The following is a 24406-nucleotide window of genomic DNA, read 5'->3' as shown; positions in this document are numbered from 1 at the left end:
TCCTGCATCGGGGCAGGTGAACGGCCCGTGAACGTGGCATGGCACACGTTCGATGCCGCTGGGTTGGACTCCGGCGCTCAGGGGGCCTAGAGTTATGGATGTCGACGCGGGGTGGAGCAGTTCGGTAGCTCGCCGGGCTCATAACCCGGAGGTCGTAGGTTCAAATCCTGCCCCCGCTACGAAGACAAGGGCCCCTGGCCGGTGGAAACACCGACCAGGGGCCCTTCTCCATGCCCCGGCGCAGCTCGCGACCGCCGCTCGCCGGCACCTATTGACAGTCGATAGGTTCCGCGGGATCGTCCTCCTATGCACCGCAGCGCGCCCACCTCGCTCCGCATGCTGCTCGGCGTGCTGCTGGTCGGCTCCGTCCTCGTGCAGCTGCTGCTCCCGGCCGCTGCGGAAGCCCTGGGCGGCGGGCACCGCGAGACCCAGCACCTGGTCGGGCCCTATGCCGCGATGGGCATCCTCGCCGTCGGCGGCCTCCAGATCGCGATCGGCGCGCTCTGGTGGCTCCTCCAGCGGGCGCGCCGGGAGCGCCTGCTTTCGCGCGGGGCGCTGAGAGGGATCCAGGTGCTGACCCTCGGCATGCTCGGGGCGACGGTGCTCCCGCTGCTGACGATGCTCCATCTGCTGGTCGTGGTCGGTGTCGGCGGTCCCGGGATCATGCTGGGGGCCGCGGCCTGCCTGGCGACCGCGGTCCTCGCCGCGCTCCTGCCGCGCAGAGCCCGCCGCGCGGTGCGCTCCGCGACGCCGCACCGGACCGAAGCCGCGGCCGTGCGGTGATCGCCGGGCGCAGCGTCTCCCCGGCCCGAGGCCACCGCGCTGGAAGCGGCGTATATTGAGGAGGCAGGGGAGGAGCGTAGCCAGGCTGAGGAAGTCCATCATCGTTGAGGAGCTCGTCATGGTCGCCATCACCAGCGTGTCCACCCGCATCATCGATCAAGCGAGGCAGACCCCCGGAGGTGTCTCGTCCACCCGCGTCGTCCGCAGCGGACCTCTGCAGCAGTCGGTCGTCGCGCTGGTCGAGGGGGCGCGCCTCGCTCCCCATCGCTCCGACGTCCCGGCCTCCCTGTACCTGCTCGCCGGCGCCGTGCGCGTCGAGGCCGAGGAGCCCTTCGTCCTGCAACGGGGCGACCTCCACCAGATGCCCGCGCAGCGCCGTGGCGTCACGGCCCTCGCCGACACCGTGCTGCTGCTGACCGCGGTGACGACGGCGTCCGATCCGAACGCTCCCGACACCGATGCGGACGACCACGTGCTGCCGCTTGCCTGAGGAGAACCGTCCAGGGGTGAGCAGGGCGGACGCCGTCGACGTCTGCTCTGGCACCATGAGGCCATGACCACTCCCTCGCGACCGGAAGCCCGCACACTCCTGTTCATCGGGGACTCGATCACCGACTGCGGCCGCCGCGAGGATCCGCAGGAGCTGGGACACGGCTACGTCCGCCTGCTCGCCGAGCACCATGCGGCCCACGAACCCACCGCGACGGTCATCAATCGGGGGATCGGCGGGCACAAGGTCGCGGACCTGGTGGAGCGCTTCGGCCCCGACTGCCTCGACCTCGCCCCCGACCTGGTGACGATCTTCGTGGGCGTGAACGACTCCTGGCACCGGTACACCCGCGGGGAGCACGTCGGCGAGGAGGCCTTCGAGCAGGACTACCGGCGCCTGCTGGACCAGCTCGCCGCCGCGGCGCCGACCGCGCCGGTGGTGCTGGTGATCCCGTTCGTCGCGGATGTCGACGAGGAGCAGGCCCGGATCCACGCGGACCTCGACGGCAAGGTCGCGATCATCCGCCGCCTCGCCGGCGCGTACGGCCACCGCCTGGTGGATCTCGAGGCGATGCTCGCCCACGCCCTCGCCGTCGGGCACACGCCGGCGAGCATCGCGGAGGACGGCGTGCACCCCACCCCGGCCGGGCACCGCCTGATCTCCGATGCCTGGCTCGATGTGGTCGGCAGGGCCCCGGCGACCGCCTGAGCCGCGTCGAGATCTCAGCCCAGCGGCGCGGTGACGTCGAAGGAGATGAACCCGCGCCGGAAGCTGCCGGCGTCGAGCTCGAGCAGCGCCTCGGGGCGCACCGGGTTGCGCAGCTGCACCTGGCCGCTGCGGGCGTCAGCGCCCACGACGACGAACACGTGGTTGGCCGGCAGGGTCCCGGCGGCGGTCCCCACCCGCGGGCTGAGGGGGTGCGTGGAGGCGACGATCGCGCGTCCCTGCGCCCGCCAGGCCAGGATCTGCGCGGCGCCGGGCGCCCGCAGCTGCGAGTGCACCCGCTCTCCCAGCACCACCTCGAGGCCGAAGCGGGCGAATCCGCGCTGGAGGATGGCGTAGTCGCCGGCGACATGGGCGGCGATCGCCTTCTCGAGCACCCCCACCCAGCCCGGGTTCGCCCCGGCCCGGCGCCCGTACAGCCACCGCCCGGACGCATCCACGGGCAGGCGGCGATCCACCCGGATCGGGCGGGACACGGCCGGCAGGTGCACCGCGACGATCCCGTCGCCCTCGGGGCGCAGCAGCGCGCGCAGGCGCTCCGGGTTCGTCTCGTGCACCGCCAGCAGCGGGGCCATCACCCAGCAGTCCCCGAGGCGCCCCTGCTGGGGCCGCAGCAGCCGCGGCGGGGCGAGCGGACCGGTGTCCTCCCGCAGGGTCGTCCCGTGCGGCCCGGGGCCCAGCTGCACGGGTGCGTCAGGGCCCGCGGGGCGAGCAGGCCCGGACGCGACGCGCGCCCGCCCCCTCGGGGCGAGCGCGCGCAGGGTGCGGCGCCAGGTGCGCACGCGGGGACGGGACGCGCTCATCGCGGCGCCCCGTCGGTCCTCGGGCGGGGGCTTAGTGGGCCTCGGCCGCCTCGATCTGCTGACCGGTGCGCTCCATGACCCGGTGGAACCAGGGCTGGGAGATGTCGAAGGCCTTGTGCCCGGCCACCCGCTCGAACTCGACGGCGCGCAGCACGTCGCCGCGCTCCTCGTCGTGACCGATGAGGCCGGAGCCGCCCTCGAGCGCGACCTGCACGGCGAGGTCGGTCATCGACTTGATCAGGCGCAGGTCCTCGGGGTTGGCCTTGGCAGAGCGGGAGAAGTAGCCCGACTTCTGGACCATGACCTTCTCGGCGCCCAGCTTGTCCGCGAACTGCTTCGCGAACCACTGGCCGGGGTTGATGGTGTCGATCTTGACGTGGCCGAAGGGGTCCTTCTCGGGCTCCTCGCCGCGGGTCTGCATCTCGGCGACGATCTCGGGGATGCCGGCGCCCTCGGAGAGGAAGATGTTCACGCATCCGGCGTCGTCCATGACCTGCTTGAGGCGCTCGGCCTCCCCCTCGATGTCGAGCTTCAGCTCGGGCAGGTAGACGGCGTGGACGTCCCAGCGCTCGGCGCGGTGGCCGATCGAGGGCAGCCACTCCTGCTGAGCATGCCAGGCCTGGTAGTACTCGGCCGCCTGCGCGGTGAGGTAGCCGCAGGCGCGGCCCATGATCTCGTGGATGATCAGCATCTTCGGGTTCGAGCCGTGCTCGGCGATGATGTTCTGCGCGAAGATGCTGGTCTGCTCGGCGGCGGACATGGCGCCGAGGGACTGGCGGATCGGCACGATGTCGTTGTCGATGGTCTTGGGCAGGCCGACCACCTGGAGCTCGTGGCCGTTCTCGTGGAGGTACTTCGCGAGGTCCGCGGCGGTGGTGTTGGTGTCGTCGCCGCCGATGGTGTGCAGAACGTCGACGCCGTCGGCCTTGAGCTTGTTCGCGGCCACCTCGAGGGCGTTCTCGCCCTCCTCGATCAGGCGGCGCTCGACGAGGTCCGCGGTGTTGGTGAGCTTGACGCGGGAGTTGCCGAGCGGGGAGCCGCCGTAGCTGTGCAGCAGTCCCGCCTTCGCGCGCACCTCGTCGTCGACGACGAACTTCTCGCCGGAGAGCAGGCCCCAGTAGCCGTGCTTGTAGGCGATGATCTCGACATCGGGCACCAGCTCGTTGTACCGCTCGATGAGGCCGCCGACGGCGGAGGACAGGCAGGGGGCATAGCCACCGGCGGTGAGCAGGGCGACGCGCTTGACGGTCATGGGGAAGGGTTCCCTTCACGGTTCGGGGTCACGACGCCAGCAGTCTACCGAGCAGGCGCTGGGTGCCGTCTCCCGCGCCCCGGGCTGGACACCCGCCGGCGCAGGCGGGCGCGGACCTCGCGGCTCCCTCAGCCCTCGCGGGCGGCGAGGGCCTCGAGGATCTCCTCGTGCAGCAGAGAGTTGGTCGCCACCGCATTGCCGCCGAAGGGGCCGTCCTCGCCGTCCAGCGAGCTGAAGCGGCCACCGGCCTCGGTGACGATCGGCACCAGCGCGACCATGTCGTGGAGGTTCAGGTCCGGCTCGCAGGCGGCATCGACCGCCCCCTCGGCGACCAGCATGTACGACCAGAAGTCGCCGTAGGCGCGGGTGCGCCAGAACCGCTGCATGAGGTTGAGCATCTGGGGGAGCCGGTCGCGCTCGGCCCAGCCGTGCAGCGAGGAGTAGGACAGCGAGGCCTCCTCGATGCTGTCGACGGCGGAGACCTGGAGTCGCGAGGCGTTGTTGATCCGGGAGCCCGTCCACGCCCCGACCCCGGTCCCGCCCCACCAGCGGCGGTTCAGCGCGGGGGCGGAGACCAGGCCGATCACCGGCAGGCCGTCCTCGATGAGCCCGATCAGGGTGCCCCAGACCGGCACCCCGCGCACGAAGTTGCTGGTGCCGTCGATGGGGTCCACGACCCACTGGCGCGAGGCGGAGCCGGTGGTGCCGAACTCCTCGCCGATCACCTGGTCGCGGGAGCGCGAGCGGGAGAGCTGGGAGCGCACCAGCTGCTCCGCGGCCCGGTCGGCGTCGGTGACCTCGGTGAGATCGGGCTTGGTGGAGACCTCCAGGTCCTGCGCCTTGAAGCGGGACATGGTCAGCTGGTCCACGGCGTCGGCGAGCACGTGGGCCAGGCGCAGATCATCGGCATAGCGGCTGGACATGGACCCACAGTAGAGGGCGCGGCCCCGGCCTCGGGGCAGCGACGCGATCAGAGCTGCCAGGGATCGTTCTTGCGCAGGGCGATCGCCAGGCGCCGGTAGGAGGCCAGCCGGGCGGGTCCGGCGGTGCCCGCCCCGCCCGCGGCTACCAGCGCGTCCAGCGCGCAGTCCGGGGCGTCCTCGAGATGGGTGCAGCCGCGCGGGCACTGCGCGGCGAGCGCGGCCAGGTCGGCGAAGGCGTCCAGCAGCTCGTCGGGGTCCACGTGCCCGAGCCCGAAGGAGCGCACGCCCGGGGTGTCGATCACCCAGCCGCCGTCGCCCGGCAGCTGCATCGCGAGCGCCGAGGACGAGGTGTGCCGGCCCCGGCCGGTGACGTCGTTGACCACGCCGGTGGCCCGCTCGGTGCCCGGCACCAGGGCGTTCAGCAGCGTCGACTTGCCCACGCCCGAATGTCCGATGAGCACGCTGACATGCCCGGTCAGCCGCTTCCGCAGCTGCTCAAGTCCCACGATCCCGGCCGGCTGGTCCGGCGCGGTCTCCTCGGGACGCTCCAGCCGGGTGACCACGTGCTCGAGGCCCAGCGGCGCGTAGGTGGTCAGGAACTCCTCGGGGCTGCGCAGATCCGCCTTGGTGAGCACCAGCAGCGCGTCGATCCCCGCCACGTACGCCGCCACCAGGCAGCGGTCGATCATCCCGCCGCGGGGCTCGGGGTCCGCGACCGCGGTGACCATGACCATCAGGTCGACGTTGGCGACCAGGGGCCGCTCGGTGGGGTCGTCGTCGTCGGCGCTGCGGCGCAGGAAGGAGCTGCGCTCGTTGATCCGCACGATCCGGGCCAGGGAGCCGTCGCGCCCGGAGACGTCCCCGACCAGCCCCACCAGGTCCCCGGGGACGATGGGGGAGCGGCCCAGCTCCCGTGCCCGCATGGCGGTGACCGCCCGCTCGGCTTCCGTGCCGGCGTCGACCACGGTGCGCCAGCGCCCCCGATCCACCGACACCACCCGGGCCGTGATCGCGTCCTCGTGCTTGGGCCGGTCCTTGGTGCGGGGCCGGGAGCCGCGCCGGCTGGGGCGGACCCGGACGTCGCTCTCGTCGTACTCGCGGGCCGGACGGCTCACGCGTCGCTCACCGCCGGCTCCGGGTGCAGCATCCCCAGCCACATGCCGACGAAGTCGGGCAGGGTCTTCTGGGTGGTGCCGATGTCCACCACCTGGAGGCCCGGCACCTTCAGCCCGATGATCGCGCCGGCGGTGGCCATGCGATGGTCCTCGTAGGACTCGAAGACGCCCCCGTGCAGCGGCCCCGGAGTGATCTCCAGTCCGTCCTCGAGCTCCACGGTCCGCGCCCCGATCCGGGAAAGTTCGGTGGCCAGCGCCTGCAGCCGATCGGTCTCGTGGCCGCGCAGGTGCGAGATGCCGGTGAGCCGCGACGGGGAGTCGGCCAGCGCGCACAGCGCCGCGATGGTCGGCACCAGCTCGCCGACGGCGGACATGTCCGCCTCGATGCCGCGCAGCGTGCCGGTGCCGCGCACGCACACGGCCTGGTCCTCGCGCCAGACCTCGCCGCCCATCCGGGTCAGCAGTTCGCGGTAGGCGTCGCCGGGCTGGGTGGTGACCTCGGGCCAGTCGTCCACCGCGATGGTGCCGCCGGTGACCATGGCCGCGGCCAGGAACGGGCCGGCGTTGGAGAGGTCGGGCTCGACGGTCACCTCCACCGGCCGGATGCTGCCGCGGGCGACCCTCCAGGCGTGGGCGCCGGACTCCTCGATGCGGTGCGTCGCCTGGACCCCCGCCTGGCGCAGGGTCTCCACGGTCATCTCGATGTGCGGCAGCGAGGGGAGCCGCGGCCCGGTGTGGACCAGCTCGAGGTCCTCCTCGCCGCGGGCGCCGACCAGCAGCGCGTTGGAGACGAACTGGCTGGAGGCGGAGGCGTCGATCTCGACCCGGCCGCCGCGGAGGGTGCCGGTGCCGTGGACCGTCAGCGGCAGGCGGCCGGGCTCGCCGTGCTCGGTGACCTCCACGCCCTGCTGGCGCAGGGCGTCGATCACCGCGTCCATCGGGCGCAGCAGCGCGGCATCGTCCCCGGTGAAGCGCACGTCGCCGTGGTGCAGCGCCGCCAGCATCGGCACGAAGCGCATCACCGTGCCCGCCAGGCCGGTGTGGATCTCGAGGGGCTCGGCGGGCTGCGCCGACTGGGGCGGCAGCGGCGTCACGTGCAGCGCGCCGTCGACGACCTCGAGCACGGCACCGAGCCGTTCGAGCGCGTCCCGCATCAGGCGGGTGTCGCGGGAGACGAGCGCGCCTCGCAGCACCGACGGCTCCTGCGCGGCCGCGGCCAGCAGCATCCACCGGGCGGTGAGGGACTTCGAGCCGGGGACCCGCACCAGGGCGTCGACCGGGTGGTCGCTGACCGGCGCGTTCCAGAGCACCTCGGAGGCCATCGTGCTCAACGCTTCTGCGCGGCGAGCTGCTTCTGCGCGCTCTCGACCTTGCCCTTCGCCGTCTTCCCGAGCTTCCCGGCCTTCTTCTCGAGCTCGCGCTGCTTCGCGGCGGCCTGCTTCTGGCTGCGCTCGATGAACCGGTTCGCCCGGTAGCCGAGGGAGGGGCGGCCGTCGTGGTCGACCGCGGCCAGCAGCACGCCGCCCAGCAGGCCGGCGTCGGTGAGGATCGAGCGGATCTCCTGGGTCAGCTCCTCCCCGCGCAGCTCCCAGACCTTCTTTCGGCCGACCCAGCCGACCGACGTGGTCAGCAGCAGCGTCACGGCGGCCGCGCGCGGGGCGCGGTTGGTGGCGTAGAGGAACCCGGCACCGGCGGCGACCGCGCCGCTGACGCGCACGATGGTGCGCGTGGTCACGAAGCTCGGCAGGGAGCTCTCGGCGAGCGCGGCGTCGGCCGCCTCGAACGCCTCCGGGTAGACCTCGGTCTCCCGCTCGGGGTGCAGGGCGGTGAGCGCGCCCTCGAAGATGAAGGGGGCGGCGAGCAGGGGGCGGGCGATGCGGCGGACCAGGGCCATGGTGTCCTCACGTTCTCGACGGGTGTCATGAGCTCCGGTGACGCCGTGTACGGCAGGTCACCGATGACCAGACTACCGCGCAGGGAACATCTCGCATGCCCGGGGCGTTGGGCTGGGTGGACTGCTGACCGACAGGTCGAGGCCGGCGGGAGCCGGGGAGAAGGACGACGGATGACCATGATGCTGAGGGAGCGCGCTCCGGCCCACGCCGGTGGCGTAGATTCATGCGCGATGCCCCAGACAGATCCCGCCCCGAGTCCCGACGCGAGCACGTCGGACGCCATCGATGCTCCGGAGTTCGACTTCGAGGCGGAGGCGCTCTCCCACCTCGACTCGCTCTACGGCGGTGCGCTGCGGATGACGCGCAACCCCCACGATGCGGAGGACCTGGTCCAGGAGACCTTCATGAAGGCCTTCCGCGCCCGTGACCGCTTCACGCCGGGCACGAACATGCGCGCCTGGCTGTACCGGATCCTCACCAACAGCTTCATTTCCACCTACCGCAAGCAGCAGCGGCGCCCGAAGGAGGCCTGGACCGACACGGTCGAGGACTGGCAGCTGGCCGAGGTCTCCACCCACACCAGCACCGGACTGCGCTCGGCGGAGACCGAGGCGCTGGACCGCCTGCCCGATTCCGCGGTCAAGGACGCCCTGGGCGAGCTGCGCGAGGACTACCGCATCGCGGTCTACCTCGCCGACGTCGAGGGCTTCGCCTACAAGGAGATCGCGGAGATCATGGACACCCCGATCGGCACCGTGATGTCCCGGCTGCACCGGGGGCGCCGGCAGCTGCGCGAGATGCTCTCCGGCTACGCGTACCGCAGCGGGTTCCTGCGCGAGGACCCGGACGGGCCGGCGGCGACGGCCGCGGCCGAGCAGGGCACGACCACCACGAGCACCGGATCCGAGCCCCGGGAGGAGGAACGATGAGCCAGGACGACCGCACCGCGCCGGAGGCCACCGGCGGGACCACCCGCCGCGATCTGCGCTATGGCCTCGAGGAGGCGCTGGACGGAGAGCTGCCCCGTGAGCTGGTCGAGCGGATGCAGCGGCACACCGACGAGTGCCCCGAGTGCGCCGAGGAATGGGAGCGGATGCGACGGATGAAGGAGCTGGTGCGCCGCAGCTGCGCGGACCGCGCCCCCTCGGAGCTGCGCGAACGCATCGCGGTGCAGTGCCGCAGCGTCTCGATCACCCGCACCGAGGCCGACGGCACGTCGGTGCACATCACCTCCACCACCACGTACCGCGCTCCCTGAGTGCCGGGCGCAGCGCCCGCCGACGACGAAGGGCCCCTCCTGACGGAGGGGCCCTTCGTGCATGTCGCTCGCGGCGACGTCACGGTCAGCAGTTGGGGCGCTTGCCGTGATTCGCGCCGTTCTTACGGCGAGCCTTGCGCTTGCGTCCTCGCTTGCTCATCACGCTCTCCTTCCTTCGCCCGGGGAACCCGACGATTGTGCCACAGCGGCAGGGGCGGTGCCGTCCCGGTCCGGCGCCCGCAGCGATGCTGAGGCGGACCTCACGCGGCGGCCGTCCCGCGCCGGCGCGGCCCTCAGGAGGAGGTGCCCAGCCAGGAGCCGAAACCGCCGTGCAGCACCAGCCACGCCATCAGCCCGTAGCCGGTCTGGCCCGGATGGTCGCCGGGGGAGCGCGCGAGGTCGCTCTCCCACTGATCGTGGCCGACCAGCCCGTCGACGGTGTCGATGTAGGGGATCCGCCGGCGGGAGCAGACGTCCTCGAAGGCGCTGGACAGCTCGCGCACGGCGGTGGTCAGGCCCGCATCGCGGCTGGGCGGCGGACCCACCACGAAGACGGGGATGCGCAGCCGCTCCAGTCCGTCGAGGATCTTGGCGAGGTTGAGCCGGGAGCGGGCCAGGGAGATCCCGGCCTCGATGTCGGCGCGTCCCATCGCCAGCACCACCCGGTGGTCGACGCTGCCGTCGGCCTGGCCCGGGGTGGAGAAGCGGCGCTGCACGTCGGCGTCCCAGCGGTCGGCGAGCTGGGCCGAGGTCTCGCCCGGCAGCGCGGCCGTGAACAGGTCGATCCGGCTGCGGGCGCCCTGCTCGCTGGCGACCGCGCGGCCCAGCCAGCCCAGGGCGCGGGCGTCCCCGACGCCGGCGAGGAGCTCGTCGCCGAGCGCGATGATGCGGATCCGGGCATCCGGAGCCGGGGCGGGCGATGTGGGCACGATGTGCACCGGGGACCTCCTGGGCCTGGGACGGGAACGTCAACTCTAACGGCGGTGCGGGGCGCGGGTGACCACGCCCCGCACCGGCCGCTCAGGACTCGAAGGCGCGGTCGAGCAGATCCTCCTGCTCGATCTTGTGGGTCGAGTTCGACCCGGTGGCCGGCGAGGCGGAGGCGGGGCGCGCGACGACCCGCAGGGTGCGACCGACCTCCACGGCGAAGTTCATCGCCATGAAGCCCCAGGCGCCCTGGTTCTGCGGCTCCTCCTGGACCCAGGTCAGCGGGGCCTCCGGGTAGGCGTCCAGGATGGTCCTCAGCTGCTCGGCGGGCAGCGGGTACAGCTGCTCGACGCGCACGATGGCGGTGTCGGTCGCGTCGGTCTTGGCCCGGCGCGCGACCAGGTCCCAGTAGAGCTTGCCGGAGGCCAGCAGCACCCGGCGCACCGCGGACGGGTCGACCGTGGTGTCGGGCAGCACCGGCTCGAAGGTGCCGCTGGTGAAGTCCTCGACGGCGCTGACCGCGGCCTTGTTGCGCAGCATCGACTTCGGGGTGAACACGATCAGCGGGCGCTTCGGCTCGGTCAGCGCCTGCTTGCGCAGCAGGTGGAAGTAGCTGGCCGGGGTCGACGGTGCCGCCACCCGCATGTTGTCCTCCGCGCACAGCTGGAGGAAGCGCTCGATGCGGGCGGAGGAGTGGTCCGGGCCCTGGCCCTCGTAGCCGTGGGGGAGCAGGAGGACCACGCTGGAGTTCTGGCCCCACTTCTGCTCGGAGGCGGAGATGAACTCGTCGATGATGGTCTGCGCGCCGTTGACGAAGTCGCCGAACTGCGCCTCCCACAGCACCAGCGACTGCGGGCTCTCGACCGAGTAGCCGTACTCGAAGCCGAGCGCCGCGAACTCCGAGAGCGAGGAGTCGTAGACGTTGAAGCGGGCCTGGTCCTCGGTCAGGTAGGACAGGGGGGTCCAGGTGTCGCCGTGCTCGTGGTCGATCAGCACGCTGTGGCGCTGCACGAAGGTGCCGCGCCGCGAGTCCTGACCGGCCAGGCGCACCCGACGGCCCTGCATCAGCAGGGAGCCGAAGGCGAGCAGCTCGCCGAAGGCCCAGTCGATGCCGCCCTCGGTGACCATCTGGCGGCGCCGCTCGAGCAGCGCGGTCAGCTTCGGGTGCACGGTGAAGGAGGCCGGCACCTCGCCATGGGCCTCGCCGATCCGCTCCAGCACCGAGGCCTCGACCGCCGTCTCCACCTCGTCGGGGTCCTCCGAGCCGCGCTGGGAGGCGGGCAGGTCCAGGCCGTGGACGCTGTCCTCGGGATCGGCGTTGGAGGAGGCGGAGTCCGCGCGGGTGGCGGCGAACGCCTCGTCCAGGTGCTCCTGGAAGTTGCGCACCAGGCCCTGGGTCTCCTCCTCGGTGAGGTCGCCGCGCTCGATCAGCGCCTCCATGTACAGCTTGCGGGTCGAGGGCTTCTCGCCGATCAGCTTGTACATCTCGGGCTGGGTCATCGAGGGGTCGTCGCCCTCGTTGTGGCCGCGCCGGCGGTAGCAGACCAGGTCGATGACCACGTCGCGGCGGAACTTCTGGCGGTACTCGAAGGCGATCTCGGCGACCCGCACGCAGGCCTCGGGATCGTCGCCGTTGACGTGGAAGATCGGCAGCTGGGTCGACTTCGCGACGTCGGTCGAGTAGTACGAGGACCGCGAGGAGTCCGGCAGGGTGGTGAAGCCGATCTGGTTGTTGATGATGACGTGGATCGTCCCGCCGGTGCGGTAGCCGCGCAGCTCGGAGAGGTTCAGGGTCTCGGTGACCACGCCCTGGCCCGCGAAGGCCGCGTCGCCGTGCACGAGCACCGGCAGCACCGGGAACTCCTCGGGCCGCTCGAGACGGTCCTGCTTGGCGCGCGCGATGCCCTCGAGGACGGGGTTGACCGCCTCCAGGTGGGAGGGGTTCGCGGCGAGGTAGACCTTGGTGGAGGCCCCGTCACGGGAGGTGTAGGTGCCCTCGGTGCCCAGGTGGTACTTGACGTCGCCGGAGCCGACGCTGCGCCCGAAGTTGCCGTCGAACTCCTGGAAGATCTGGCCGTAACTCTTCCCGGCGAGGTTCGAGAGCACGTTGAGCCGGCCGCGGTGCGACATGCCGATGCAGACCTCGTCGAGCTCGGCGTGGGCGGCGCCGTGCAGCACCGCGTCGAGCATCGGGATCACCGACTCCCCGCCCTCGAGCGAGAAGCGCTTCTGGCCCACGAACTTGGTCTGCAGGAAGGTCTCGAACGCCTCGGCGGCATTGAGGCGGTCCATGATGTGGGTGTGCTCGGTCTTGTCGAAGGGCCGGCGCGGGGTCTCCATCTTCTGCTGGATCCAGGCGCGCTCCTCGGGGTCCGAGATGTGCATGTACTCGACCCCGATGGTGCGGCAGTACGAGTCGCGCAGCAGCCCCAGGATCTCCCGCAGGGTCAGCTCCTCCTTGCCGCCCAGACCCCGGGTGGGGAAGGTGCGGTCGAGGTCCCACAGGGTCAGCCCGTAGGTCTCCACGTCGAGGTCCGGGTGGGTGCGCACCTTGTACTGCAGCGGGTCGGTGTCGGCCATCAGGTGCCCGCGCACGCGGTAGGAGTGGATCAGGTCCATCACCCGCGCCAGGCGCTCCGAGGTGGTGTGCTCGAAGGGGTTGTCCGGCACCCAGCGCACCGGCTGGTAGGGCAGGCGCAGGGAGGCGAAGACGCGCTCGTAGAAGCCGTCCCGGCCCAGCAGCTTGTCGCCCATCCGCTTGAGGAACTCGCCGGAGGCGGCGCCCTGGATGATGCGGTGGTCGTAGGTCGAGGTCAGCGTCATGACCTTCGAGATCGCGAGGTCCGCGAGGGTGGAGGGGTTCGCGCCCTGGAACTGCGCCGGGTAGTCCATCGCGCCGACGCCGACGATCACGCCCTGGCCGCTCATCAGGCGGGGGATCGAGTGCACGGTGCCGATGCCGCCGGGGTTGGTCAGCGACACGGTGGTGTGGGAGAAGTCGTCCATCGTGAGCTTGCCGGCGCGGGCCTTGCGGACGACCTCCTCGTAGGCCTTCCAGAAGCCGTGGAAGTCGAAGCGCTGGGCGGCCTTGATGTTGGGCACCACCAGGCCCCGCGAGCCGTCCGGGCGGGGCATGTCGATCGCGAGCCCGAAGTTGACGTCCTCGCGCTCGAGCAGGACCGGCTTGCCCTTCTCGTCGACGTCGAAGCCGTTGTTCATGTCCTTGATCTCGGTGATCGCCTCGATCATCGCCCAGCCGATGAGGTGGGTGAAGGACACCTTCCCGGCCCGGTTGCGCTTGAGGTGGTTGTTGATCACGATGCGGTTGTCGAACAGCAGCTTGACCGGCACGTCGCGCACCGAGGTGGCGGTGGGCACGCCGAGGGACTCGTCCATGTTCCGCACCACGGCCGCCGCCGGGCCGCGCAGCTTGACGCGCTGGGGCTCGCGCAGCTCCACCGCGGGGATCTGCGAGGTGGTGGTGGGGACCTTGGCGGGCCGGTCCGAGGTGGTCGAGACGGCCGGGGCCTTGGGGGCCGTCGCGGCGGGCTTCGCGGGGGCGTCGTTCACGGCAGGGGATTCCTTCGCGGGCTGGGGAGCGGCCGCGGGGGCGGCGGCAGAGGAGGACCGGGCAGGGGCGGTCTCGGCGGGGGGCGCGCTCGGCGCGGGGGACTCGGGGCCGGCGGGGTCCTCCCCGTCGGCGTCCTGCGCAGCGGGGGCCGGGGAGCTCGTCGTCGGCGGCTCCGTCGCCGCCTCGGAGGAGTCCGGGGCGGTCCCCGGGTCGGCGGAGGACTCGGACGTCACCTCGTGGTCGGCGGAGAAGTGCTCCGCCCAACTCGGGTCGACGCTCGAGGGATCCTGTCGCCACTGCTCGCGGAGCGTGTCCACGAGCCATTGATTCGGACCGAACTCCGGGGTCCCGGAGCCCTGTGTCTGCTGTGACACTCTGAGATCGCCAGCCTTCGCACTGTCGAGAGATACGGATGGACCCAGCCTAACGGCACCGGGTCGCGCTCGGGCGCCGCCGCGGACGTGAGGACTGGTCGGCGCGGGCGGGGGTGGGGGACATCACGGGCGGGCGACCTCAGGGCGCGGGCGGGCGCCCCGGCAGCTCCACCCGGATCAGCGAGGAGCGGCCGTCGCGGGCGAGCTCGGTGCGCGGATCGTCGAGCACCTCGATGGTGCCGCCGTGCAGTCCCACCGCCCAGCGGGCGATCGCCAGGCCCAGTCCGGTGCCCCCGGAGGAATCGGCCGAGCCGCCGCGCTGGAAGCGCTCGAACACCCGGGAGCGGTCCTCCCGCGCGATCCCGGGGCCCTCGTCGTGCACGTCGATCTGCACCCCGTCCCCGGCGCCGCGGCGCGCGGCGATGTGGATGCGGCCCCCGGCCGGGGAGTGCCGGGCGGCGTTCTCGAGCAGGTTGTGGATGACCTGATGGAGCCGGGCGGCATCGGCGGTGACCGACAGGCCGGGCGGCTCGACCTCGACGATCCAGCGCACGTCGCGCCCACCGGTGGCCATGGCCGCGGCGTCGACCACCTCATGCAGGAAGGGGGTGAGCTCGACGTCCTCCACGTCGAGCTCGACCACCCCGGCGTCGAGCCGGGAGAGGTCCAGCAGGTGGTCCACCAGCTCGGAGAGCCGCTCCGTCTCGGTCAGCGCCACCTCCAGGGCGGCCGGGTCCGGCTGGGTGACGCCGTCGACCAGGTTCTCCAGCTGGGCGCGCAGTCCCGCCACCGGGGTGCGCAGCTCGTGGGAGACGTTCGCGACCAGGTCGCGGCGCATGCGATCGGTCTGCTCGAGCTCGCTGGCCATGGTGGAGAACGCCGCGGCGAGCTGGCCGACCTCGTCGCGGCTGGTGGCCCGCACCGGCTGGGAGTAGTCGCCGCGGGCCATGGCGCGGGCGGCGCTGGTCATCTCCCGCAGCGGGGACGTCATCCCGCGGGCCAGCAGCTGGGTGAAGACCAGGGCGATGACCACCACCAGGGCCAGGGCCAGCAGCGGCTCGATCCCGGCCCGGATGCTCACCTGGGTGAGCAGGGCGGCGACCGTGACGCTGGCCGCCACCAGGACGCCGAGCTTGACCTTGAACGAGCGGAAGCGGTCCAGCGGCCGCACGTCGAGCCGCTCCGGGACCCGGCGCCGACCCGGGGCGCCGGCCCGGTCCGCGGCGGAGGGGACGGGCCGGTGGCCGCTCACGCGCCGGCGGTGGGCTCGTCGGGGGTGGGCATCGAGCGGGGATCCGTGGACGTGGAGTCCTCGGGGTCCGCCGGGATCTCCAGCGCGTAGCCCACCCCGTGCACCGTGCGCACCAGGTCCGCGCCGAGCTTCCGGCGCAGGGCCTTGACATGGGAGTCGACGGTGCGGGTGCCGGTGGCGTCCACCCAGTCCCAGACGTCGGCCAGCAGCTGCTCGCGGGTGAGCACGGTGCCCGGGGCGCCGGCCAGGCACAGCAGCAGGTCGAACTCGGTGGGCGTGAGGTGGGCGGGCACGCCGGCGCGCATCACCCGGCGCCCGGCGCGGTCGATGACGAGGTCGCCGATCTGCAGCGCCTCCTGCTTCTCGGTCTCGCTCGGACCCTGGGCCTCGGCGCGGCGCACCCGCCGCAGCAGGGCCTTCAGCCGCGCCACCAGCTCCCGGATAGAGAACGGCTTGGTCATGTAGTCGTCGGCCCCGACGCCGAGGCCCACCAGCATGTCGGTCTCGTCGTCGCGCGCGGTGAGCATGAGCACCGGCACCGGCTCGTCGGCCTGGATGCGACGGCACACCTCGAGCCCGTCGAAGCCGGGCAGCATGACGTCCAGCACCACCACGTCGGGGCGCACCTCGGCGACGGTCCGCACCCCGGAGGGTCCGTCCACGGCGGTGGTGACCTCCCAGCCCTCCGCGGTCAGCCGGTCGGCGATCGCGCGGCCGATGGTCGGCTCGTCCTCGATCACCACCACGCGCACGCTCTGGCTGCGGGGTGCTGGGCTCTGCTCCGGCATCGACATGGCGCCACTGTAATCCGCGCCCCTTGCAGCGCCGGGGCGGCGCCCGCCGTCCGGGCCGCGCGGGAACGGCGCCGGATCCGTCCGCGGATGTGACGCGGACGTCGTGGAAAGCCCGGGAAAGTGACCCGCGACCATCGTGAACGGGTGCTCTCTTCAAGACCGGGCAACCTTTGGGGCGTCACGGCAAAAACTTGGCAATGAGCCGGTTGGCGTCCTCGTCAGCGCCGCGGGGGAGCCCATAGGTTGATCCAGGTTGTTCGGCGACGCGTACTTCCCCTGTCCGGCGTCGCGCTCGGACAGACGTCTTCACCGGAATCTATGCACTCGCAAGGGAAGCAGGTCAGAACGTGGCGAATCATCGCGCCGACGGACGCGCCACGGTGCGCAAGCACCGGGCCGTCGGAGGAACTCATCGAGACGCAGCGCTCCCCGCGAGCGCCCTGAAGGTCGGCGTCCTCGGAGCCCTCGCCACCGCCACCATCGCCGCTCCGCTGGCCGCCGCCGCGGCCGGTGTCGACGACGCCGCCCTCGAGGGCGAGACCGCCGCCCAGAGCCAGTCGCAGCCCGCCGTCGCCGCGCCGGCCGCGGTCGCCCCGGTCGCGCTGCCCGCCGCCGAGGCCCCCGCCGAGCAGGCCGTGGAGACCCGCACCGAGGACGCCGCGGCGAGTCGCACGGAGGAGCGCACCGCTCCCGCAGCCGAGCCCGCCGAGGAGCAGGGCACCGGCATCGAGATCGAGCTGCCCGAGCCCGAGCCCGTGGTCGACCCCGAGGCCGCCCCGGACGGCGACGGCGCTGCCGCCCCCATCGGCGGCTCCGGCTACCTCCGCCCGGTCGACGGCCCCATCACCTCCGGCTTCGGCGGTCGCATCCACCCGGTGCTCGGCTACTTCAAGGGCCACAACGGCGTCGACTTCGGCTCCGCCTGCGGCACCCCGGTCCACGCCGCCCAGTCCGGCACCGTCGTCGCCGTCGAGCGCACCAGCGCCTCCGGCAAGCGCATCAAGATCGATCACGGCAACGGCACCATCACCGGCTACTACCACCTCCAGGGCTACAACACCTCCGAGGGCGCCACCGTCGCCGCCGGCGACGTCATCGGCTACGTCGGCAACACCGGCCGCTCCACCGGCTGCCACCTGCACTTCGCGACCATGGACGGGGCGGGCAACTACTCCGACCCGATGTCGATCCTGCGGTGACCGCCTCCGGCGCCCCGGTCGTCCTGGGGGTCGAGTCCTCCTGCGACGAGACCGGCTTCGGGATCGTCTCCGAGGGCGTGCTGCTCGGCCAGGGCCTCGCCTCGAGCGCCGCCCAGCACTCCGAGTTCGGGGGAGTGGTCCCCGAGATCGCGGCCCGCGCGCACCTCGACGCCGCGGTCCCCACCCTGCAGATCGCCCTCGCCGACGCGGGGGTGGAGCTCGGCGACATCACCCACGTCGCCGTCACCTCGGGCCCGGGACTGGCCACGGCCGTCCATGTGGGCCTGGCCGCCGCCAAGTCGGTGGCCTGGGCGCTGGACCGCCCGCTCTACGGCGTCCACCACCTCGCGGGCCACGCCGCCGCCGACACCCTCGAGCACGGTCCGCTGCCCGAGCGCAGCATCGTGCTGATCGTCTCCGGCGGCCACACCTCGATCCTCGCCGTCGGCGACCTGGTGCGGGACCCGATCGAGCACCTCGGCGACACCCTCGACGACGCCGCGGGCGAGGCCTTCGACAAGGTCGCCCGTCTGCTCGGGCTCGGCTACCCCGGCGGCCCGGCCATCTCCCGCGCCGCGGTGGACGGGGACCCCGCCGCCTTCGCCTTCCCGCGGGCCATGCTGCGCCCGAAGGATCCGCCGTTCACCTTCTCGTTCTCGGGCCTGAAGACCTCCGTCGCCCGCACCGTCGAGACCCTCGAGCGGGCCGGGGAGCCGGTGCCGGTCGCGGACATCGCCGCCTCCTTCGAGCAGGCCGTGGTGGACGTGCTGGTCACCAAGGCGCTGCGCGCGGTCCAGCAGCGCGGTCTGGACACCCTGGTCATCGTGGGCGGGGTCGCCGCGAACACGCGGCTGCGCGCCGTGGCCCAGGAGCGCTGCGACGCCGCCGGCATCGCCCTGCGGATCCCGCCGCCGCGCCTGTGCACCGACAACGGCGCCATGATCGCCGCCGTCGGCGACCTGCTGGTGCGCTCCGGCGCCGAGCCCAGCGGACTGCGCATCGCCGCGGATCCCTCGGCCGTCCTGCACGGGGCCCAGCTGCCGCTGGCGTGAGGCACCGCTCACACCGCGGCCCCGCGTCCGCCCCAGGTCCGTCCTGAGCCGCCAGGTGTTGCTAGACTTCCCTGGTCGGCCCGCGTAGCTCAGTGGATAGAGCGTCTGCCTCCGGAGCAGAAGGTCGTAGGTTCGAATCCTGTCGCGGGCACCAACGAGGTCCGTCGGCCAGCAGAGATGCCTGGCCGACGGACCTTCGTCGTCGGCGCGGACGAGCAGCCCCGACCCAGCCGGCAGGACCCAGGAAGGGACGACTGGTGCCCCAGCAGAACCAGCCCGGCGCCGGGCTCCGCACCCGGCGCCTGCACGTCGGCGGCCAGGCGGTGGACGTGCGCGGGACCTTCGCGACCCAGCGTCCGCCGATCGTGCTGGTGCACGGGATCGGCATGTCGGGGGAGTACTTCCTGCCCTTCGCCGACCTGCTCGCCGCCACGCACGACGTCTACGCCCTGGACCTGCCCGGCTACGGCAGGACGCCCACGCCGGCCCGCGTGCTGACCGTGGCGGAGCTGGGCGAGGTGGTCGCGGGGGTGGTGCGGGCGCTGGGACGGGAGGCCCCGGTCCTCGTGGGCCACTCCATGGGCTGCCAGATCGTCGCGGACGCCGTCGCCGGGCATCCCGGCCTGTGCGCCGGCTACCTGCTGATCGGCCCCACCGTGGACCCGGCCGCGCGCAGCCTGCCCGGCCAGGCCTGGCGGCTGCTGCGGGACACCCTGCGCGAAGCGCCCGCCACCAATGTCGTGGTGGTCCGCAACTACCTGCGGATGGGCCCGCTGCGGTACCTGCGCACCGCCCGGCACATGCTCGCCGACCGCACCGAGGAGGCCATCGTGCGCTGCACCGTGCCGGGGCTCGTGGTGCGCGGGGCGCGGGACCCGATCGCCTCGGCGGCGTGGGTGCGCCGGCTGGCGGGCCTGGCCCCGAACGCCGAGGCGACGGAGGTCCCCGGAGGCCCCCACAACGTCCAGCACAACCGGCCGCACCAGCTCGCCGCCGCCTGTGCGCCGTTCCTCGCCGCCGTCACCGGCCGCCGTCCCGGTCCGCACGCGGTCCCGAGCGCATGAGCGGTCGGATGCGGCGCACGGACCGGCCGTCCCCGGAGCGACCGGGCCGCCTGCTCGCGATGACCCGCGAGCTCGGCATCAACCTGGGAGCCTGGGTCCGGGACTACGCCTACGCCCTGCGCTGGCAGGTGGCCGCCGTGGTGCGCCGCCCTGACCCGCGCGCGTACCGCCGTCCCGGTCCGGACCGGCTCGTGGTGGTGCTGCTGCCGGGCATCTACGAGACCTGGGCCTTCATGCTCCCGGTGGCCGACGTGCTGCGCCGGCACGGCTGCGACGTGCGCGCCGTCGTCGAGCTGGGGTACAACGGCGGCATCATCGAGGAGATGGCGGAGCTGGTGGACGGGTTCCTCCGCACCGAGGGCATCGAGCGCTGCGTGCTGGTGGCCCACAGCAAGGGCGGGCTGATCGGCAAGCTGCTGCTGGCCCGTCACAACCCGCACGGCGTGATCCGGGGACTGGTGGCGCTGAACACCCCGTTCTCGGGCTCCCCGCTGGCCCGCCTGCTGCCGCTGCCCGCCCTGCGCGTCTTCCTGCCGCGGTCTCCCGAGCTGGCCGAGCTCGCCGCCAGCCGCCACGTCGATCAGCACATCGTCTCCGTCTACGGCCGCTTCGACCCGCACATCCCCGGTGGCAGCCACCTGGAGGGAGCGCACAACGTGCAGCTGGGGACGCGGGGGCATTTCCTGCCGCTCGGCGACCCCAGGGTGCACGCGGCCGTCCTCGACGGGATCCGGCGGCTCACGCGCTGAGGGCGGGAGCCGGGGCATCGCCGCGGCGACGTCCCGGCTCCTGCGGCGTCAGTCCCGCTCGCCGCGCAGGGCCAGCAGTCGCGCCAGCACCTCGCGGGCGTCCTCGGTGCCCGCCACCCGCAGCCCGGCCGCGGTGTCGCCCTCGCCGACCTTGATGCCCAGGTCGTGCTCGCCGAGCTGCGCGAAGACGGACTCGTCGGTGACGTCGTCGCCGAGGTAGAGCCAGGCGTCCGCGGCGCTCGCCCGGGCCAGCGCGTCGACCGCCACGCCCTTCGAGGTGGGCACCACCGCGAACTCCACGACCTCCTTGCCGGGGGTGACGGTGACCTCCGGCAGGGTGACCGCGTACTCGAGGGCCGACTCGGTGGCGTTGATGCCGCCGCGGCGCTTGGCGTTGCGGGTGTGCAGCACCGCCGCGGTGGGCTTGACCTCGACCTCCGTGCCCGGATGGGCGCGGGCGATCCGCCGCAGGGTGGAGGTGATCGACGCCAGCAGCGCCTCCTTCTCCGGCGTCATCGACAGCGCCGACTGGTCCAGCACCTCGGCCTGCATCCACGGCGGCAGCGCCCCGACCTCCGCGCCGTGCGATCCCACCAGCACCACCGAATGGGGCATGGAGGTCAGGGAGTCGAGGTCCGCGAGGGCGCGGCCGGAGACCAGGGCCACGGCCACCCCGGGCAGCTCGGAGAGCTCCCGCAGCGTGGACAGCGCCTGCTGGTCGGGCTGGACGGCGTCCCGGTCGGCGACGATCGGGGCCAGCACCCCGTCGAAGTCGGAGGCGATGAGCAGCCGGGGCACCTTGGCGAAGGTGCGCAGCGCCGTGTCGAGCTCCTCCGGCGCCGTGATGCGGTCGCCGGTCAGCCGCACCACCGGCGCGGTCTTCGGCTCCGGCCTCCCGGCCTCCTCGAGGGCGCCCAGGAAGTTGTGGGCCCAGGTCTGCACGTCGTGCTCGAGCACCTGATGGCGCAGGGAGCGCATCGCCTCCTCCTGCTCCTCGACCGGCATCGCCAGGGCGCGCAGGATCGCGGACTTGAGGTCGTCGATGTCGTGGGGGTTGACCATCACCGCGGCCCGCAGCTCGTCGGCGGCGCCGGCGAACTCGCTGAGCACCAGCACCCCCCGCAGGTCGGGCCGGGAGGCCACGTACTCCTTGGCCACCAGGTTCATGCCGTCGCGCAGGGCCGTCACCAGGACCACGTCGGCGGCCATGTACAGCGCCGTCATGTCGCGGCGGTCGAAGGAGTGGTGCTGGTAGGAGACGGCGGGACGGCCGATCGGGGCGTGCTCGCCGTTGATCCGGCCGACGGTCAGCTCGACCTCGTCGCGCAGCTGCCGGTACGCCTCCACGCGCTCCCGGGAGGGGGTGGCGATCTGGATCATCACCGCGTCGTGCGGATCGATCGAGCCGTCGTCCAGCAGCTCGCCCCAGGCCTTGAGCCGGTGCCGGATGCCCTTGGTGTAGTCCAGGCGGTCCACCCCGAGCACCACCTTCTCGGGATCGCCGAGGTCCCGGCGCAGGGCCTCGGCGCGCTCGCGGATCTCGGGGTCCTCGGTGAGGGCGGAGACGGCCTGGGAGTCGATCGAGATCGGGAAGGTCTGGACCTGCACCTCCCGCACCGGGGCGGCGCCCAGCCCGGGCACCGAGATGGTCATGCCCTCGACGTGGTAGCCCAGCAGCTTGCGCACGGAGTTGACGAAGTTCAGGGAGTCGCTCTCGCGCTGGAAGCCGACCAGGTCGGAGCCGAGCAGCCCGCGCAGGATCGAGTTGCGCTTGGGCAGCTGGGAGAACAGCTCGACGGAGGGGAAGGGGATGTGGTTGAAGAACCCGATCCGCACGTCGGAGCGCTCGTCGCGGATCATCCGCGGCACCAGCTGGAGCTGGTAGTCGTGGACCCAGATGGTCCCGCCCGGCGCGGTCACCGGGGCGGCGGCCCGGGCGAAGCGGCGGTTGACGGTCAGATAGGAGTCCCACCAGGTGCGGTGGAACTCGGGGCCGACGATGACGTCGTGGTACAGCGGCCACAGGGTGCCGTTGGAGAAGCCCTCGTAGTACCGCTCGATCTCCTCCTGCTCGAGGCGCACGGGGTACAGGCTCATCCCGTCGGCCTCGAAGGGCTCCGGCGGCTGGCCGGGTCCGCCGGCCCAGCCCACCCAGGCACCGGAGTCGACGGTGCGCATCACGGACTCCATCGCCGTGACCAGTCCGCCGGGGCTGGTGACCCATTCGGTGGAGCCGTCGGGGAGGGTCTGGGCGTCGACGGGCAGTCGGTTGGCGACGACGACGAGCTGATGAGAGCCGCCGTGGGGGGATGCTGCAGTGGGCACCGGAACTCCTTCGGATGGTCGGACGAGGTGGCGGAGGGAGCCGGCGCCCGGCGACCGGAGGCGGCGGGGCACGGCTCCCGCGCCGACGCCCCGACACTATCAAGTGCGATCGGTCACCGGCCCGCGGCCGCAGGCGCGGGAACCATGCCTCATCTGCGCCTGCGACCTGCGAGAACAGTCTCCGACCGGGCGGACGGGAGGTGCTGGACGAGCAGCCCGGGAGGCGGACGGGACTGCCGCCCGCGCCCGCGCCCGCCTACCCTCGTAGGGCGCCGACGGCGCAGACCTGCTCCGCACCCCGCCCGCGAGCAGGATGGTGCGAGGACCAGGAGCAGAGCATGCGCGCCCACGAAGCCGGAGCCCTTCACGGCAACGATGCCGCCCCCACCTGGCTGCCGTACCCCGCGGACGTCAACCACCTGATCGACGGGCTCTGGTCCGAGACCACCCGGCGCACGGCCGACGGCGCCGTGGAGGTGGGCGGCGTGGACGTGCACCGCATCGCCGAGGAGGTCGGCACCCCCGCCTTTGTGCTCGACGAGACCGACTTCCGCCACCGCGCGCGCCGCTTCCGCGACGCCTTCGCCGAGGCCTTCCGCCCCCACCGCGGATCCGACGTCTACTACGCGGGCAAGGCGTTCCTGTGCGGCGCCGTCGCCCGCTGGATGGACGAGGACGGGCTGGGGCTGGACGTCTGCACCGGCGGGGAGCTCGCGGTGGCCCTGCGCGCCGGCTTCCCCGCCGAGCGGATCGCGCTGCACGGCAACAACAAGTCCCTCGCCGAGATCCGCCGCGCCCTGCAGGCCGGGGTGGGACGGATCGTCATCGACTCCCTCGGCGAGATCGACCTGGTCGCCGAGATCGCCGCAGAGCTCGGGGTGCGGGCCGCGGTGATGCTGCGGGTGACCACCGGGGTGGAGGCCCATACCCACGAGTTCATCGCCACCGCGCACGAGGACCAGAAGTTCGGGCTCTCCCTCACCGGGGACGTCGCCTTCGAGGCGGTGCGCCGCGTGCTGGAGCGCTCGACGCTGGACCTGATCGGCCTGCACTCCCACATCGGCTCCCAGATCTTCGACACCGGCGGCTTCGAGGTCGCCGCGCGCCGCGTGCTGGAGCTCGTGGCCCGGGTGCGCGACGAGCTCGGCCACACCATCGACCAGCTCGACCTGGGCGGCGGCTTCGGCGTCATGTACAACACCCAGCACACCCCGGCCACGCCCGAGACGCTCGCCGCGGGGATCGCCGGCATCGTCGAGAAGCAGTGCCATGAGCTCGACCTCGCGGTGCCGCACGTGTCCTTCGAGCCGGGCCGCGCGATCGCCGGCCCCTCCACCCAGACCCTCTACTCCGTCGGCACCGTCAAGGACGTCCGCCTGGGCGGCCCCCACCACCGCCTCTACGTCTCCGTCGACGGCGGGATGAGCGACAACGTGCGCACCGCCCTGTACGACGCCGACTACTCGTGCCTGCTGACCGGGCGGGTCTCGGACGCCCCGCCCGAGGTGGTGCGGGTGGTGGGCAAGCACTGCGAGAGCGGCGACATCGTGGTCAAGGACGAGTACCTGCCCGCGGACGTGCGGCGCGGCGACCTCATCTCGGTGCCGGTCACCGGCGCCTACTGCTACTCGCTGGCGTCGAACTACAACCACGTCCCTCGGCCGCCGGTGGTCGCGGTGCGCGACGGCGAGATCCGCACCCTGCTGCGCCGGGAGACCGAGGAGGACCTGCTGGGCCTGGACCAGGGCTGACCTCGCCGCCCGCCGGGCCGCATTCGTTCACGGACGGTCACGCGGCGACCCCGCCCTCGGATACAGTGCCTACGCCCGCCTCGCCCGTCCCGTCGGACCGTGTGGA

At 72.8% G+C, this 24406-nt stretch carries 22 protein-coding genes and 2 tRNA genes; 12 read left to right on the top strand and 12 right to left on the bottom strand.

All coding sequences use genetic code 11. The features are described 5' to 3' along the window. Window positions 1-105 precede the first annotated feature (105 nt). The 4 genes from ACOJUI_RS10645 to ACOJUI_RS10630 all read left to right on the top strand — a co-directional run bounded on the left by ACOJUI_RS10645 (window position 106) and on the right by ACOJUI_RS10630 (window position 1981). Window positions 106-179, top strand: a tRNA-Met gene (locus tag ACOJUI_RS10645). A gap of 127 nt (window positions 180-306) precedes the next feature. Next, complete coding sequence (locus ACOJUI_RS10640; RefSeq protein WP_422114939.1) at window positions 307-783, top strand: DUF2975 domain-containing protein; 477 nt, start codon at window positions 307-309, stop codon at window positions 781-783. A gap of 118 nt (window positions 784-901) precedes the next feature. Beyond that, window positions 902-1273, top strand: a complete 372-nt coding sequence (locus ACOJUI_RS10635; RefSeq protein WP_422114938.1) for a hypothetical protein — start codon at window positions 902-904, stop codon at window positions 1271-1273. A 63-nt stretch (window positions 1274-1336) separates the two neighbouring features. Next, entirely contained in the window at window positions 1337-1981 is a 645-nt protein-coding gene (locus ACOJUI_RS10630) for an SGNH/GDSL hydrolase family protein (protein ID WP_422114937.1), read from the top strand. A 14-nt stretch (window positions 1982-1995) separates the two neighbouring features. Here ACOJUI_RS10630 and ACOJUI_RS10625 read toward each other — a convergent pair whose 3' ends face one another. The 6 genes from ACOJUI_RS10625 to ACOJUI_RS10600 form a co-directional block, all read right to left on the bottom strand. Further along, complete coding sequence (locus tag ACOJUI_RS10625; protein ID WP_422114936.1) at window positions 1996-2682, bottom strand: C2 family cysteine protease; 687 nt, start codon at window positions 2680-2682, stop codon at window positions 1996-1998. Window positions 2683-2830: 148 nt separating this feature from the next. After that, a complete protein-coding gene (locus tag ACOJUI_RS10620; protein WP_422114935.1) occupies window positions 2831-4051 on the bottom strand; it encodes a pyrophosphate--fructose-6-phosphate 1-phosphotransferase in 1221 nt (406 codons plus the stop codon). A 128-nt stretch (window positions 4052-4179) separates the two neighbouring features. Further along, on the bottom strand, window positions 4180-4974 hold the full coding sequence (locus ACOJUI_RS10615; protein ID WP_422114934.1) for an inositol monophosphatase family protein: 795 nt from the start codon (window positions 4972-4974) through the stop codon (window positions 4180-4182). Between the two features lie 47 nt (window positions 4975-5021). Beyond that, complete coding sequence (gene rsgA, locus ACOJUI_RS10610) at window positions 5022-6089, bottom strand: ribosome small subunit-dependent GTPase A (protein ID WP_422114933.1); 1068 nt, start codon at window positions 6087-6089, stop codon at window positions 5022-5024. Further along, window positions 6086-7411: a 3-phosphoshikimate 1-carboxyvinyltransferase gene (aroA, locus tag ACOJUI_RS10605; protein WP_422117653.1), complete on the bottom strand. Its 1326-nt coding sequence runs from the start codon at window positions 7409-7411 to the stop codon at window positions 6086-6088. The genes rsgA and aroA overlap by 4 nt, the downstream gene beginning before the upstream one ends. A 5-nt stretch (window positions 7412-7416) precedes the next feature. Continuing rightward, complete coding sequence (locus tag ACOJUI_RS10600) at window positions 7417-7983, bottom strand: hypothetical protein (protein WP_422114932.1); 567 nt, start codon at window positions 7981-7983, stop codon at window positions 7417-7419. 231 nt (window positions 7984-8214) lie between these two features. Here ACOJUI_RS10600 and ACOJUI_RS10595 point away from each other — a divergent pair, with 231 nt between their 5' ends. Both ACOJUI_RS10595 and rsrA read left to right on the top strand, forming a co-directional pair. After that, window positions 8215-8913, top strand: coding sequence for a sigma-70 family RNA polymerase sigma factor (locus ACOJUI_RS10595; protein ID WP_422114931.1), 699 nt, complete (start codon window positions 8215-8217; stop codon window positions 8911-8913). Then, window positions 8910-9242, top strand: a complete 333-nt coding sequence (gene rsrA, locus ACOJUI_RS10590) for a mycothiol system anti-sigma-R factor (RefSeq protein WP_422114930.1) — start codon at window positions 8910-8912, stop codon at window positions 9240-9242. Before ACOJUI_RS10595 ends, rsrA begins: the two co-directional genes overlap by 4 nt. A gap of 85 nt (window positions 9243-9327) precedes the next feature. Here rsrA and ACOJUI_RS10585 read toward each other — a convergent pair whose 3' ends face one another. The 5 genes from ACOJUI_RS10585 to ACOJUI_RS10565 form a co-directional block, all read right to left on the bottom strand. Then, window positions 9328-9402 carry a 50S ribosomal protein bL37 gene (locus ACOJUI_RS10585; protein ID WP_370540782.1) on the bottom strand — a complete coding sequence of 25 codons (75 nt, stop codon included), beginning with the start codon at window positions 9400-9402 and terminating at the stop codon, window positions 9328-9330. Between the two features lie 133 nt (window positions 9403-9535). Continuing rightward, window positions 9536-10180 carry a GDSL-type esterase/lipase family protein gene (locus ACOJUI_RS10580; RefSeq protein WP_422114929.1) on the bottom strand — a complete coding sequence of 215 codons (645 nt, stop codon included), beginning with the start codon at window positions 10178-10180 and terminating at the stop codon, window positions 9536-9538. Window positions 10181-10262: 82 nt separating this feature from the next. After that, window positions 10263-14114, bottom strand: coding sequence for a multifunctional oxoglutarate decarboxylase/oxoglutarate dehydrogenase thiamine pyrophosphate-binding subunit/dihydrolipoyllysine-residue succinyltransferase subunit (locus ACOJUI_RS10575; protein ID WP_422114928.1), 3852 nt, complete (start codon window positions 14112-14114; stop codon window positions 10263-10265). Window positions 14115-14253: 139 nt separating this feature from the next. Next, window positions 14254-15366 carry a sensor histidine kinase gene (locus tag ACOJUI_RS10570; RefSeq protein ID WP_422114927.1) on the bottom strand — a complete coding sequence of 371 codons (1113 nt, stop codon included), beginning with the start codon at window positions 15364-15366 and terminating at the stop codon, window positions 14254-14256. Further along, on the bottom strand, window positions 15363-16160 hold the full coding sequence (locus ACOJUI_RS10565; RefSeq protein WP_422114926.1) for a response regulator transcription factor: 798 nt from the start codon (window positions 16158-16160) through the stop codon (window positions 15363-15365). The genes ACOJUI_RS10570 and ACOJUI_RS10565 overlap by 4 nt, the downstream gene beginning before the upstream one ends. A 347-nt stretch (window positions 16161-16507) precedes the next feature. Here ACOJUI_RS10565 and ACOJUI_RS10560 point away from each other — a divergent pair, with 347 nt between their 5' ends. The 5 genes from ACOJUI_RS10560 (at window position 16508) to ACOJUI_RS10540 (ending at window position 20224) form a co-directional block, all read left to right on the top strand. Then, complete coding sequence (locus ACOJUI_RS10560; RefSeq protein WP_422114925.1) at window positions 16508-17359, top strand: M23 family metallopeptidase; 852 nt, start codon at window positions 16508-16510, stop codon at window positions 17357-17359. Next, on the top strand, window positions 17356-18411 hold the full coding sequence (gene tsaD / locus ACOJUI_RS10555; RefSeq protein ID WP_422114924.1) for a tRNA (adenosine(37)-N6)-threonylcarbamoyltransferase complex transferase subunit TsaD: 1056 nt from the start codon (window positions 17356-17358) through the stop codon (window positions 18409-18411). The genes ACOJUI_RS10560 and tsaD overlap by 4 nt, the downstream gene beginning before the upstream one ends. 78 nt (window positions 18412-18489) lie before the next feature. After that, window positions 18490-18565 (top strand) — tRNA-Arg (locus ACOJUI_RS10550). Window positions 18566-18668: 103 nt separating this feature from the next. Further along, the gene (locus tag ACOJUI_RS10545; protein WP_422114923.1) at window positions 18669-19475 is read left to right on the top strand and encodes an alpha/beta fold hydrolase; all 807 of its coding nucleotides are present in this window, start codon (window positions 18669-18671) and stop codon (window positions 19473-19475) included. An 8-nt stretch (window positions 19476-19483) separates the two neighbouring features. Next, entirely contained in the window at window positions 19484-20224 is a 741-nt protein-coding gene (locus ACOJUI_RS10540; RefSeq protein ID WP_422114922.1) for an esterase/lipase family protein, read from the top strand. A gap of 48 nt (window positions 20225-20272) precedes the next feature. Here the strand turns inward: ACOJUI_RS10540 and ACOJUI_RS10535 are convergent, their stop codons facing one another. Then, on the bottom strand, window positions 20273-22549 hold the full coding sequence (locus ACOJUI_RS10535) for a bifunctional alpha,alpha-trehalose-phosphate synthase (UDP-forming)/trehalose-phosphatase (protein ID WP_422114921.1): 2277 nt from the start codon (window positions 22547-22549) through the stop codon (window positions 20273-20275). A gap of 338 nt (window positions 22550-22887) precedes the next feature. Between ACOJUI_RS10535 and lysA the strand changes: the two genes are divergently transcribed. Further along, window positions 22888-24300 (top strand): diaminopimelate decarboxylase, encoded by a 1413-nt coding sequence (lysA, locus tag ACOJUI_RS10530; RefSeq protein ID WP_422114920.1) that lies wholly within the window; start codon window positions 22888-22890, stop codon window positions 24298-24300. The last annotated feature ends 106 nt before the right edge of the window (window positions 24301-24406 follow it).

The sequence above is a fragment of the Brachybacterium sp. UNK5269 genome (genome assembly GCF_049266655.1).
GTDB lineage: Bacteria > Actinomycetota > Actinomycetes > Actinomycetales > Dermabacteraceae > Brachybacterium.
The sequence above is the reverse complement of the archived record's forward strand: the minus strand, read 5'-3'. Positions and strand labels throughout refer to the sequence as shown.

Excerpts from the sequence above, each read along its gene's own strand:
- ACOJUI_RS10565 (WP_422114926.1), bottom strand. The coding sequence starts at position 16,160 with ATGTCGATGCCGGAGCAGAGCCCAGCACCCCGCAGCCAGAGCGTGCGC.
- ACOJUI_RS10595 (WP_422114931.1), top strand. The coding sequence starts at position 8,215 with ATGCCCCAGACAGATCCCGCCCCGAGTCCCGACGCGAGCACGTCGGAC.
- ACOJUI_RS10600 (WP_422114932.1), bottom strand. The coding sequence starts at position 7,983 with ATGGCCCTGGTCCGCCGCATCGCCCGCCCCCTGCTCGCCGCCCCCTTC.
- aroA (WP_422117653.1), bottom strand. The coding sequence starts at position 7,411 with ATGGCCTCCGAGGTGCTCTGGAACGCGCCGGTCAGCGACCACCCGGTC.
- ACOJUI_RS10620 (WP_422114935.1), bottom strand. The coding sequence starts at position 4,051 with ATGACCGTCAAGCGCGTCGCCCTGCTCACCGCCGGTGGCTATGCCCCC.
- ACOJUI_RS10635 (WP_422114938.1), top strand. The coding sequence starts at position 902 with ATGGTCGCCATCACCAGCGTGTCCACCCGCATCATCGATCAAGCGAGG.
- lysA (WP_422114920.1), top strand. The coding sequence starts at position 22,888 with ATGCGCGCCCACGAAGCCGGAGCCCTTCACGGCAACGATGCCGCCCCC.
- ACOJUI_RS10540 (WP_422114922.1), top strand. The coding sequence starts at position 19,484 with ATGCGGCGCACGGACCGGCCGTCCCCGGAGCGACCGGGCCGCCTGCTC.
- ACOJUI_RS10615 (WP_422114934.1), bottom strand. The coding sequence starts at position 4,974 with ATGTCCAGCCGCTATGCCGATGATCTGCGCCTGGCCCACGTGCTCGCC.
- ACOJUI_RS10640 (WP_422114939.1), top strand. The coding sequence starts at position 307 with ATGCACCGCAGCGCGCCCACCTCGCTCCGCATGCTGCTCGGCGTGCTG.
- ACOJUI_RS10630 (WP_422114937.1), top strand. The coding sequence starts at position 1,337 with ATGACCACTCCCTCGCGACCGGAAGCCCGCACACTCCTGTTCATCGGG.
- rsrA (WP_422114930.1), top strand. The coding sequence starts at position 8,910 with ATGAGCCAGGACGACCGCACCGCGCCGGAGGCCACCGGCGGGACCACC.